The 12,029-nt window shown below is 50.2% G+C and carries 6 protein-coding genes, 11 tRNA genes and 2 rRNA genes (1 of these 19 cut by a window edge); all 19 read right to left on the reverse strand.

From position 1 onward, the window contains the following. Positions 1-442: 442 nt before the first annotated feature. Positions 443-1,783 carry a phosphoglucosamine mutase gene (glmM, locus tag MHH82_RS29110; RefSeq protein WP_015737606.1) on the reverse strand — a complete coding sequence of 447 codons (1,341 nt, stop codon included), beginning with the start codon at positions 1,781-1,783 and terminating at the stop codon, positions 443-445. Positions 1,784-1,815: 32 nt separating this feature from the next. Beyond that, positions 1,816-3,300, reverse strand: a complete 1,485-nt coding sequence (locus MHH82_RS29115; RefSeq protein ID WP_015737607.1) for a CdaR family protein — start codon at positions 3,298-3,300, stop codon at positions 1,816-1,818. Then, entirely contained in the window at positions 3,293-4,126 is an 834-nt protein-coding gene (cdaA, locus tag MHH82_RS29120; RefSeq protein WP_015737608.1) for a diadenylate cyclase CdaA, read from the reverse strand. The genes MHH82_RS29115 and cdaA overlap by 8 nt, the downstream gene beginning before the upstream one ends. Before the next feature lie 313 nt (positions 4,127-4,439). Further along, positions 4,440-5,054: a zf-HC2 domain-containing protein gene (locus tag MHH82_RS29125; RefSeq protein WP_015737609.1), complete on the reverse strand. Its 615-nt coding sequence runs from the start codon at positions 5,052-5,054 to the stop codon at positions 4,440-4,442. A 221-nt stretch (positions 5,055-5,275) separates the two neighbouring features. Then, positions 5,276-5,845 (reverse strand): RNA polymerase sigma factor SigW, encoded by a 570-nt coding sequence (gene sigW, locus MHH82_RS29130; RefSeq protein ID WP_009589526.1) that lies wholly within the window; start codon positions 5,843-5,845, stop codon positions 5,276-5,278. Between the two features lie 242 nt (positions 5,846-6,087). Next, positions 6,088-8,874: a phosphoenolpyruvate carboxylase gene (gene ppc / locus MHH82_RS29135; RefSeq protein WP_015737611.1), complete on the reverse strand. Its 2,787-nt coding sequence runs from the start codon at positions 8,872-8,874 to the stop codon at positions 6,088-6,090. Positions 8,875-9,150: 276 nt separating this feature from the next. After that, positions 9,151-9,224 (reverse strand) — tRNA-Gly (locus MHH82_RS29140). Positions 9,225-9,300: 76 nt separating this feature from the next. Then, positions 9,301-9,374: transfer RNA gene (locus tag MHH82_RS29145), tRNA-Pro, on the reverse strand. Positions 9,375-9,394: 20 nt separating this feature from the next. After that, positions 9,395-9,471, reverse strand: a tRNA-Arg gene (locus tag MHH82_RS29150). A gap of 3 nt (positions 9,472-9,474) precedes the next feature. Further along, positions 9,475-9,549, reverse strand: a tRNA-Gly gene (locus tag MHH82_RS29155). A gap of 5 nt (positions 9,550-9,554) precedes the next feature. Continuing rightward, a tRNA-Leu gene (locus MHH82_RS29160) sits at positions 9,555-9,638 on the reverse strand. A gap of 14 nt (positions 9,639-9,652) precedes the next feature. Next, positions 9,653-9,728: transfer RNA gene (locus tag MHH82_RS29165), tRNA-Lys, on the reverse strand. A 66-nt stretch (positions 9,729-9,794) separates the two neighbouring features. After that, positions 9,795-9,869, reverse strand: a tRNA-Gln gene (locus tag MHH82_RS29170). Between the two features lie 53 nt (positions 9,870-9,922). Continuing rightward, positions 9,923-9,998: transfer RNA gene (locus MHH82_RS29175), tRNA-Val, on the reverse strand. 43 nt (positions 9,999-10,041) lie between these two features. Beyond that, a tRNA-Glu gene (locus MHH82_RS29180) sits at positions 10,042-10,116 on the reverse strand. Between the two features lie 37 nt (positions 10,117-10,153). After that, positions 10,154-10,229, reverse strand: a tRNA-Thr gene (locus MHH82_RS29185). A 3-nt stretch (positions 10,230-10,232) separates the two neighbouring features. After that, a tRNA-Asn gene (locus MHH82_RS29190) sits at positions 10,233-10,308 on the reverse strand. A gap of 9 nt (positions 10,309-10,317) precedes the next feature. Then, positions 10,318-10,434, reverse strand: a 5S ribosomal RNA gene (gene rrf / locus MHH82_RS29195). A gap of 62 nt (positions 10,435-10,496) precedes the next feature. Continuing rightward, positions 10,497-12,029 (reverse strand): 23S ribosomal RNA (locus MHH82_RS29200); it runs 1,397 nt beyond the window's last position.

Below are 12,029 nucleotides of genomic sequence, written 5' to 3' on the forward strand. Positions count from 1 at the left end.
TAACCGAGAGGTCCCCGCCGAATAATCCGAACACCTCTACCTCGTCAACTTGCGTTCTGCCGTTTGGTTATCCTTAGCATGGCTATAACCAATCCCCGCGCAGGTACAAGCTCTGGCGCTTATAAAGCTTGAAGTAACCTCACGATCCTCGCTTTCTATTCTTGAATGACATCCTTTATTATATTCATGCCCTATCACTTTGGCAACTCGGCTGGTTCCTGACAATGCCAAGCCCTACCTAGGATGAACCCCATGAATGACACCGAATGGCCTATTTTCGCAAGCGATGCCGGACAAGCACCTCTTTGCAGGCAGGACAGGGGGTGTTGCGCTTTCATTCGACCGGCATTCTGGAAAACAGCGAGCCAGTGAACCGAAACTTCATAGTTCACTGGCCCTGACAGAAATTAGTCTGCTTTCCTTAAAAAATACACCCTTAGTCTTACGCCAATTCCCGCTTCACCACGTCTGCAATCTGTGTTACATAACGGTCAAGCTCATCTTTGTCCGGGCCTTCCGCCATGACGCGAATGAGGGATTCCGTTCCCGATGGGCGCACCAGGACACGACCGTTATCCCCCAGAATGCCTTCAACTTCAGCAATCGCAGACTCGATAACGGTATTGCCTTGGTACTTGCTCTTATCGCCAACGCGGACATTAACGAGTACTTGCGGATACTTACGCATGCTGCTCTTCAGCTCATGCAGCGGCTTGCCGGAGGCTACCAGCGTATCCACCAATTGAATCCCGGTCAGAATGCCGTCTCCTGTGGTGTTGTGGTCCAGGAAAATGACATGTCCCGACTGCTCGCCGCCCAGGTTGTATCCGCCGCGGCGCATTTCTTCCATGACGTAGCGGTCGCCGACTGCCGTTTTTGCCGTCTTCAGCTTCAGGCTGTCGCATGCTTTATAGAAACCGATGTTGCTCATCACGGTCGAAACGATCGTACCTTCCTTCAGCTTGCCGGCACGGTTCATGGCATCCCCGCAAATGCACAGGATGAAATCGCCGTCCACTTCCTCGCCTTTAGCATCGATGGCAATCAGGCGATCCGCATCTCCGTCAAAAGCCAGTCCGAGGTCAGCGCCATGCTGGAGTACGGCCTCAACGAGTTTCTCCGGGTGAGTCGATCCGCAGTGATCATTGATATTCAGGCCATTCGGCTCAGCGCCGATGGTGATCACATCCGCACCCAATTCACGGAACAGTTTCGGAGCGAGCTCATACGCAGCCCCGTTTGCACAGTCCAGCACGATTTTCAGGCCGTCGAACCGGTTGCTGATCGTCGTTTTCAAATATTCCAGGTATTTATACTTAGATTCGTTATCTACCAGCAATTCACCTAAATCAGCCCCGATCGGTCGCGGCAGATTGTCGGTTTCCGCATCCATCAGCTCTTCAATCTTGAGCTCGGTTTCATCCGACAGCTTGAAGCCGTCGCCACCGAAGAACTTGATGCCGTTATCCTGCACCGGGTTATGCGAAGCCGAGATCATAACGCCCGCATCAGCCTTCAAAAGTCTTGTAATATAAGCCACCGCCGGCGTACTTACGACGCCAAGGCGAATGACGTGTGCGCCAATGGACAGCAGGCCTGCAACCAGAGCCGACTCCAGCATAGCGCCGGATACACGGGTATCCATCCCGATGATAACGGTTGGCTTCTCTTTATCGCCCGTAAGCACATAGCCGCCGCAGCGGCCGATGCTGTAAGCCATTTCCGCCGTCAATTCTTGATTCGCAACCCCTCTTACTCCATCTGTACCAAAATATTTCCCCATGTTTTATATACTCCTTTATCTACTCTTCGATATTATCCATCATTGGATGTTTCTGTGCCCGTTGTTCCATCGCTTGATCCGTCTCCCGGCGGATGTGATGGGTTTTCTCCTGACCCGGAGTTATCCGTGCCCTCATTCGCGGGAGGCGTCTCTGGATCCTCCCCTTGATCATTGCCCGTCCCTGTTCCAGTTCCAGTGCCCGTTCCCGTCCCCGGTACATCAGGCTTGTCTTTGTCGGTTCCCTCGTTGTTCGAAGTACCCGGGTTCGTTGTCACGGGTTTCGAATTATCCTTGAGCTCTATCTTTATCACAGGGCGATCCTGGTCCGTGCGGTTGATGAAATTAGGCAGCGTAATCTGCAGCGGAATTTCATGAACGCCGGCTTTCAAGCCGGTCGCGTTCGCTTCAACTCCAATATCCGTTGGCTCCAGACTATTAAGCAAGTCAGGCGCACCGGTGAGCGTCAGGGAGATCGTCTTCGTCTTTGGATCCGTAATGACGGCATCCAGGCCGGAGGCGACACCTTTTAACGTGATCGGAATGCCGGTAATCTCCCGTTCTCCATGCGATACAGCCGTAACTTCAACCGTTACAGAGCTCGGCTCGATTTTCTCAAAACCTTCAGGCGGCGTCAAGTCGGCCGTAAGCACTGTTGTTCCCGAATTTCTAACTTCTCCCAGATTGATGGCGGCTTCGATATAGGTCTCAGCTCCTGCCAGTACCTCTTTGCTGCCGAACAGCTTCACTTCTTTGACCTTCTGTTCTACCTTGGATAAGACAAACCCTTCCGGCAGCCTTCCGGTATATTGAAGCTCCAGCGGCAAGGTGACAAATGCAGGCTCAATCGGTACTTCAGCCGCTACCGTAGCAGGCTCAATGACCGCATCCTCCATTTCGGCGCCTTCTTTATCATATGCTGTTAGCTTGACTCGTTTCTCCGTAATCTTCTCTTTGGCTCCATCAAGCTCCACGTTACCTTTGACCTGCCCTAAATTTGCCATCGACGATTCCGGCAGGGTAACCGTGACTTGCCTTGGGTCAATCAGCACGGGCGTTCCGGCCCGGTAATCTTTAGCAGGCTCGCCCTTCGTGCCAATACTTACCGTCACGGATTTCGACACTCTCGGCTCTACGGTCACCGTAACAACGGATGGTTCCATCGATACCATCTCCACGCCGCTTGGGATGGAGTAGGTCAGGGGAAGTGTGTGCGTACCCGGTTCTTTGACGTTGCTCAGATCGAGTTTTACTTTATATTCGTCGGTCAAAAGCGAAATATTGGATTTCTTCCCCCGCACCTCGAGATTCACGCGATCTTGATCAATGCCGGTTAGCACATATTCGCCGTCATCAAATCCATAGGTTTGAATCTTAACGCCTTCAATGATCTTGGTATCATAAAAGGTCGTGGGCGGTGCGGGCGTGCCGCTGTCCATATGAACCATTGCCCATAACAGAATGCTGACAGCGAGTGCAATGAGCTTGCTTGCCGTGTTGTTCTTGATCCATTTATCCATTGCTGCCGTCCCCCTTCCGTTTCCAGAAGAACGTGCGTTTCTCCTTGATGGACGCGGCAGGTCTGAGCTCCTCATACAATTTCGATATCAGAGACTCTTCCTTAATATCCCGAACCACTTGTCCATTTAAGGCCAGCGATACTTGCCCAGTCTCCTCGGATACGACAACCGAAATCGCATCCCCCACTTCACTGATTCCGATAGCGGCACGGTGCCGCGTCCCCAGCTCCTTACTGATAAAAGGATTCTCTGATAGCGGTAAATAACAGCCAGCGGCCGCGATTTGACCGTTCTGAATTATGACGGCTCCGTCATGGAGAGGCGTATTCGGTATAAAAATGTTGATGAACAATTCCGAGCTGATCACCGATCCCATCGGAATTCCCGATTCTACGTATTCATTTAGGCCTGTCGTCCGCTCAAACACGATCAGCGCCCCGATTTTGCGCCGCGACAAATAATTAACCGCCTTAATGGTTTCGCTGATTAACTTATTCGTTTCCTCGTCAATATCCGCGGTCCGCCCGAACAGCTTGCCTCGGCCGAGCTGCTCCAGACCGCGTCTAAGCTCAGGCTGGAAGATAATAAAGATCGCCAGCACCCCAAAGGTAAAGATCTGGTTCATCAGCCACTTGAGCGTATACAGATCAAACCAGGTGCTCAGCGCCCAGATGACCACCAGCACCAAAATTCCTTTGAGCAGCTGGACCGCCCGCGTGCCGCGGACGAGCAGAATCATCTGGTATATTATATAAGTAACGATAAGGATATCGATGATATCTTTAATGGATTCACCCCAGGTCATATCTGTGAAATACTCCACCATACAGCAACCCCCGTCATTTCCTTTAAGTGCGGGCCCAAAAAATCCGGTTCCTTCGAAGATGAACGCCCTGGTTTGAAACCGAGCCTGCTTTCCATCATCCTTCTAATCACGCGGAGATTCTTGAACATCCTCTTTAATAACGCATGAGACTATATATGTAGTATGTACTCTACACTCTCTAGGTTATAACGTTAATCTTTCCGATGCAAGCGGACTCCCTCCGCTTTCCATGCAAATGCGCATAAAATCAACAAAAGAAGCGCCGTCTTTTCACTGAAAAGAGGCGCCTTTGCTTCGTAATTGCGGTTTTCACCTAGCGGTAAGCGGCATCTGTAAACAGAGTGGAGATCTTATACCATATCCAATCCATGGCTCTATCTATATCCTTCACTTGACCCGCTATATGCGCGGTGGAAGCCTGAAATAATTCTCCGTCGATAACGGTCACATTGCCATTAACCTGACCGTAAACCTTAGTCTTTCCGTTCTCGACCGTAATATCTCCCGTGATGATCTGATCCGGTGGAATAATGACCGTATCCCCTTCAATCACCAGCTTTTCGAATTCATCGCTCTTTACAACCAGCTGAGTGTCCTGACTCCAGAAACTGATCGTGCTAAAGAGCATGACGACCAAAAACAAAGCTGCAGCCGTGATCGCAGGATGATTCTTAACCCATTTGACCCAAGCTTTTTGTTTCTTGGGCTGCGGCAGCATGCCCATTATACGTTCCGTTAAATCATCGGATGGCTTGGTCGCATGATGAGTTAAGGAAAAAAGAAGCATATCGGTATGCTCCAGCTTCTCGAAGTAATTCCGACAGTCAGCACAATCCAGCAAATGCTTCTGCAATTCTAGCTGCTGCGGGTCGGACAAGTCATTATCCAGATAATCATGCATCAAAGAGACGGCTAATTTGCAATCCATTTGTGAGCCAATCCTTTCATTCAATCTCTTTGCTGGGTCTATCCCCCTAGGGGCATAAGACTTGCTTATTGTTCATACGTGCCGGAATCGGGGATGTTTCAACTTTTTTAAAAGAAAATCAGAAAAAAATTACGGGCACTGACTCTCTGATTTCCGCAAGAAAAAAAGCGCCCTTAAACGCGGTCTCTCTTCCTCAAAGAACGGCGATAGGCGTTTTTTCCTCACAATTTGTACTCTAATTTTTTCCGCAAAAATTCGCGTCCGCGATGTACGCGCGTTTTGATCGTTGTTACAGGCAGGTCCAAAATCTCGCTGATCTCTTGCAGGGATAAATCCTGGATGTACCTTAAAATCATAATGGTCTTGTACTTAGCAGGAAGTCCGTCAATGGCCTGATGGATAATGCGCTGCGTTTCCGATAGCAGCATCTCGCTCTCAGGCGTACGGTTATCGCTTGGGATCAGGGAGTAGCCGTCCATACCTTCGCTTTCGTTCAGGTCGGCGTCCAACGAGAAAGAAGGCTTGCGCTTGCGCAGCCGATCAATGCTAAGATTCGTGCCAATTCGGTATATCCAAGTTGAGAACTTCTGGTTCTCGTCATATCGGTCAAGGTTCTTGTAAACACGCAAAAAAGTCTCTTGGACGACATCCTCGGCCTCATGGCGGTTACTCAGCATCCGGTAAGCCAAATGAAAAATCTTGTCTTTATAAAGCTCTACGATTTCGGCAAATGCCCTTTGGTCCCCTTTTCGGGCCAGCTTTGCCAGTCTTACATCCAAATTGTCCACCATAATTCCCCCAGAATGGTCTGATGGGTAACGTCTAAAAACGCATCATTCAAATCGTAATTCAACTGTTTCTAAAAATCAACAATAATTCAAAAAGAATCCCATTCGTGTATCAAAGACTATTCACCTGCAGCCGATACTTTAATCATTAGGACGCAAGCTGCGCATAGATGAAAAAAACGAGGTCCCTCTAGGGAACCTCGCCTTATACTATCCCTTTCAAACAGCTTTAGCTTCTGCAGGGATCAGCCTGTATTGCGAAGCCCGGCGGCAATGCCGTTGATGGTCAGCAGTACTTCCCGAAGCAGATCCGGATCATCCTGCTCCTGCTCCCTTAGTTCACGCAGCTCGTTAAGCAGTTGAACCTGCAGATAGCTGAGCGGATCCACGTAAGGGTTGCGGAGTCTTATCGATTCCTGCAGAACCGGCTGGTTATCCAGAATATCCTGTTGTCCTGTAATCTTAAGAACCAGCTCTTTCGTCAATTTGAATTCTTCCTGAATCAGACCGAAGATGCGCTCGCGTGCTTGATCATCCTTCGTCATCAAGGAATACTCCTTGGCGATGATCAGATCTGCCTTGGCAAGTGCCATCTGAAGGGTATCGATCAGGGACGTAAAGAACGGATAGCTCGTGTACATCTGTTGAAGCACCTTCATATTCTCTTCCTTGCCTTGGTAGAAGCTCTGTAAGCCCGTACCAGCCGCGTACCATGCCGGAAGCAGGTAACGGCTCTGCGTCCATGCAAACACCCAAGGAATGGCTCTCAGGTCCTCGAAACGGTCGCTGTTCTTGCGCTTGGAAGGCCGGGAACCAATATTCAGCTCGCCCACCTCAGGAAGCGGCGTGGATTCCTTGAAGAAGGTAAGGAAATCCGGATCGCGGAATATCAGATCCTGATATTTTTTCTGAGAAACGGCCGAAATGCTGGAGGAAATCACTTCCCACTCTTTTTCGGTCGATTCTTTTTCAGGGTAACGGGCATTCAGGGAAGCCGTAATCAGTGCTGAGGTCGCCTGATCCAAACTCCGGTAGGCAATGCCCTTCAAGGAGTAACGGGACGAAATAACCTCGCCCTGCTCCGTAATTTTGATGCCGCCTGCAATGGTCGATGCCGGCTGAGCCAAAATGCTGCGGTTCAGAGGCATACCGCCGCGTCCGAGCGATCCGCCGCGTCCATGGAAGTATTTTACCTTGATGCCGAATTCATTGGCTACGGCCGTAATCTCTTTGAGTGCTACCTGGAGCTCCCAGTTCGCCGTAATGGCTCCGCCGTCCTTGTTGCTGTCAGAGTAGCCCAGCATGATCTCCTGCAGTTCGTTCATGGCGCTCACCGCTTCACGGTAGATCGGCAGGCTGAAGAGCTTGCGCATGATATCCGGGGCGGCATGAAGATCGTCAATCGTCTCGAATAATGGCGCAGCCTGCAGCGTAGCGATTACGGAACCGTCGTTATCCTTCCGGAACAGCCCGACTTCTTTGGCAAATACCATCACTTCCAGAATGTCGCTTGCGCCCTCGGCCATACTGATCAAATAACTGGAGATGCATTTCACGCCGAATTCCTGCTGCGCACGGAAAACGGTACGGTATACTTCGAGGCATTCCTCGGTGCTGTCGCTATACTCCTGATAAGGCGTAGTCAACGGACGCGGATCGTTAAGCAAGTTATTGAGCAGTTCGATCTTCTCGTCTTCGCTCAATTGGGCGTAGTCCTGCGTCACGTTCATTTTCCGCAGAATTTCGGCCATGGCATTCTCATGCTCTTGGCTATGCTGTCTGATATCCAGCGTTGCGGTATGGAAACCAAACAACTCCGCCTGGCGAATCAGCTTTTGAATATAGGTGTCTGCAACATAGTCAGCAAAATGGAAACGCAGGCTTCGATCAATGATTTTCAAATCCTCGATGAATTCCTCAGGGGTCTGATAACGCTCGCCGCCCGTCATGTTCTCATCCAGAATGTGACTCATTTTAGCCAGCATATATACCAGTTTTACACGATAAGGCTCTTTCTCATTGTGCCAAATTTCCATCTTCTTCAGTGTTACATGCTCGCGGTCTTTTTCAATGGATTGAAGCAATTCATCCGAAACGTTAACGATTGACGAGCTGAAGCTCAGGTATTTCATGAATTCACGCAAAATCCGTTGGTATTCACGAATCGCCAGCTTCCGCTGCATTTCAAGCGTTCTCCATGTTACGTCCGCCGTCACTGAAGGATTTCCGTCCCGATCGCCACCGATCCACGAACCGAAACGCAAATAGGTTGGAACGTGCCAATGGTGACCCGGATAATATTTAGTTAGGCAGCGCTCCAGTTCTTGATAAACCTCTGGCAGAATGTGAAACAGGGTTTCGTGAAAATAATACATACCGTTTCTGACTTCATCCAGAACAGTAGGTTTACGGTCACGAAGCTCATCGGTTTGCCATAGCGTAATCACTTCATTCAGTAGTTTCTCCCGAAGCTGCTCCCGTTCGCGGAACGTCAGTGTCGGATTGTCCAGCTGCATCACATCGTCCGCTATCCGTTTATGGATATCCAGAATAGCCCGACGCATCGCTTCTGTTGGATGAGCGGTCATCACCAGCTCAAGGGATAGACTTTCGAGAATTTCTTGAACTTCTTCAAACGTAATATTGCGCTCTTTCAAATCCTGGACTGCACTTTCGATGGAACCTGGTTGAACACTTTCCCCGGCGGAACGCTCGTAATCGCGTTTACGCCGTATGCGATGATTCTGTTCGGCGATGTTAACCAATTGAAAGTAAATGGCAAACGCGCGAATCACCTGATGGCGAATGTCGGGTTCCAGCGTGCTGATGATCCTTTTGAAATCTGCAAACAATTCTGGCAAGAATACGGATCGCAACGATTTACTCGTTTCGCGAATTTTCTCAACTATATCTAAAAGCTCATTGCCTCCTTGATGGACAAGAACTTCTCCAAGAATATTGCCAAGGAACCGTACATCTCGCCGCAGCAGATTGTTGGAATTGCTTTTTGCGGTTACTGTAAGTTCAGTCATGCTACTCCTCCCATCTCAACCCGTTTCAGCAGTTTATCTATAGGACGTAACGCCTTCCTAACATCATACAATAAAAGCGAATGAAAATCTGCATTTTTCAGGCGAAAAAATTAGCCAAATCGACAAAACTCATGGTCATGTTATACCCATAGCCCACGGACATTAGTCCTATAAACCGTTGATACGACAAGCATTCTTTATTGCATTAACACTTCGCAGGATAGTCGTATGAATATGTAAAAAAAACATCACACACGGTGATGTCCTGCTTATGTATGGAGCGGGTGATGGGAATCGAACCCACGCTACCAGCTTGGAAGGCTGGAGTTCTACCATTGAACTACACCCGCATATCAACCCACAAAAGTGACGTTATGCTTCAAAGCATATTCGGTTACTTTTGCCGGGCCTCAATTCTTAAGCAAATCGGGATGACACGATTTGAACATGCGACCCCCTGGTCCCAAACCAGGTGCTCTACCAAGCTGAGCTACATCCCGATATTAATCTTTTTAAAAAATGGCACGCCCTGAGAGATTCGAACTCCCGACCTTTTGATTCGTAGTCAAACGCTCTATCCAGCTGAGCTAAGGGCGCAAATGGAGCGGACGACGGGAATCGAACCCGCGACCCTCGCCTTGGCAAGGCGATGCTCTACCGCTGAGCCACGTCCGCATTAATGGTGCGCGTGGAGGGACTTGAACCCCCACGTCAAAGACGCTAGATCCTAAGTCTAGTGCGTCTGCCAATTCCGCCACACGCGCACAAGATGAAACAATGGTGAGCCATGAAGGACTCGAACCTTCGACACCCTGATTAAAAGTCAGGTGCTCTACCAACTGAGCTAATGGCTCGCATTTCAGGCCACCGAAAATACTCGGAATCACCTTCAAAGCGTAACTTTACTATTTGGAGTAAAGTGGCTGGGGATATAGGATTCGAACCTATGCATGACGGAGTCAAAGTCCGTTGCCTTACCGCTTGGCTAATCCCCAAAATCGTTGAGTTACTTCTATCTTGCCGATTCTCGTTAGAATCATGCATGAAATGGTGGAGGCTGAGGGGATCGAACCCCCGACCCTCTGCTTGTAAGGCAGATGCTCTCCCAGCTGAGCTAAGCCTCCGTATAAACTCATGGGGTTCTCATCCCCTGATGCAATAAAATAGTGGTGACCCGTAGGGGATTCGAACCCCTGTTACCTCCGTGAAAGGGAGGTGTCTTAACCCCTTGACCAACGGGCCACATTTTCATGATGCATGTCCAAACCAAAAGCGAATCTGGAGCTTCCAACCGGGATCGAACCGGTGACCTCATCCTTACCATGGATGCACTCTACCTACTGAGCTATGGAAGCAAGTGGCTCCCCGAACAGGACTCGAACCTGTGACAACTCGATTAACAGTCGAGTGCTCTACCAACTGAGCTATCAGGGAATATGTACCGCTTGGCGACGTCCTACTCTCCCGGGACCCTTCGGTCCAAGTACCATCGGCGCTGGAAGGCTTAACGGTCGTGTTCGGTATGGGAACGCGTGGAACCCTTCCGCCATCGCCACCAAACGGTTCAGATGCTTGATCACCTGAAAACTAGATACGAAACGAATTTGCACTTTGAAATATTTTTGGATAAGCCCTCGACCGATTAGTATTGGTCAGCTCCATGCATTGCTGCACTTCCACCTCCAACCTATCTACCTCGTCGTCTTCAAGGGGTCTTACTAATTGGGAAATCTCATCTTGAGGGGGGCTTCACGCTTAGATGCTTTCAGCGCTTATCCCGTCCGTACGTAGCTACCCAGCCATGCTCCTGGCGGAACAACTGGTGCACCAGCGGTACGTCCATCCCGGTCCTCTCGTACTAAGGACAGCTCCTCTCAAATTTCCTACGCCCACGACAGATAGGGACCGAACTGTCTCACGACGTTCTGAACCCAGCTCGCGTACCGCTTTAATGGGCGAACAGCCCAACCCTTGGGACCTACTTCAGCCCCAGGATGCGATGAGCCGACATCGAGGTGCCAAACCTCCCCGTCGATGTGGACTCTTGGGGGAGATAAGCCTGTTATCCCCAGGGTAGCTTTTATCCGTTGAGCGATGGCCCTTCCATGCGGTACCACCGGATCACTAAGCCCGACTTTCGTCCCTGCTCGACTTGTAGGTCTCGCAGTCAAGCTCCCTTATGCCTTTGCACTCTTCGAATGATTTCCAACCATTCTGAGGGAACCTTGGGGCGCCTCCGTTACTCTTTAGGAGGCGACCGCCCCAGTCAAACTGCCCGCCTGACACTGTCCCCGTACCGGATTACGGTACCAGGTTAGAACCTAGATACGATCAGGGTGGTATCCCAACGTCGCCTCCACACAAGCTGGCGCTCATGCTTCTTAGGCTCCCACCTATCCTGTACAGATCGTACCCAAATCCAATATCAAGCTGCAGTAAAGCTCCATGGGGTCTTTCCGTCTTGTCGCGGGTAACCTGCATCTTCACAGGTATTAAAATTTCACCGGATCTCTCGTTGAGACAGCGCCCAAGTCGTTACGCCATTCGTGCGGGTCAGAATTTACCTGACAAGGAATTTCGCTACCTTAGGACCGTTATAGTTACGGCCGCCGTTTACTGGGGCTTCGGTTCACAGCTTCGGGTTTAACCCCTAACCGCTCCCCTTAACCTTCCAGCACCGGGCAGGCGTCAGCCCGTATACTTCGCCTTACGGCTTCGCACAGACCTGTGTTTTTGCTAAACAGTCGCTTGGGCCTTTTCACTGCGGCCCCCTCGGGCTATTCACCCTACCGAGGCACCCCTTCTCCCGAAGTTACGGGGTCATTTTGCCGAGTTCCTTAACGAGAGTTCTTCCGCGCGCCTTAGAATTCTCTTCTCGCCTACCTGTGTCGGTTTGCGGTACGGGCACCTTCACCTGACTAGAGGCTTTTCTTGGCAGTGTGAGATCATGACCTTCGCTACTGTAATTTTCACTCCCCATCACAGCCCAGCCTTATCGATGTGCGGATTTGCCTACACATCAGCCTCACTGCTTGGACGGACATCCATCAGTCCGCGTCACTACCCTCCTGCGTCACCCCATCGTTCATAACGGTTTACGGTGGTACAGGAATTTCAACCTGTTGTCCTTCGATTACGCCTTTCGGCCTCACCTT

Source organism: Bacillus sp. FSL K6-6540 (assembly GCF_038007545.1).

Bases quoted from the DNA above. Each gene is read 5' to 3' on its own strand.
- MHH82_RS29125 (WP_015737609.1), bottom strand. From the start codon at position 5,054: ATGGATTGCAAATTAGCCGTCTCTTTGATGCATGATTATCTGGATAAT.
- glmM (WP_015737606.1), bottom strand. From the start codon at position 1,783: ATGGGGAAATATTTTGGTACAGATGGAGTAAGAGGGGTTGCGAATCAA.
- cdaA (WP_015737608.1), bottom strand. From the start codon at position 4,126: ATGGTGGAGTATTTCACAGATATGACCTGGGGTGAATCCATTAAAGAT.
- ppc (WP_015737611.1), bottom strand. From the start codon at position 8,874: ATGACTGAACTTACAGTAACCGCAAAAAGCAATTCCAACAATCTGCTG.
- MHH82_RS29115 (WP_015737607.1), bottom strand. From the start codon at position 3,300: ATGGATAAATGGATCAAGAACAACACGGCAAGCAAGCTCATTGCACTC.
- sigW (WP_009589526.1), bottom strand. From the start codon at position 5,845: ATGGTGGACAATTTGGATGTAAGACTGGCAAAGCTGGCCCGAAAAGGG.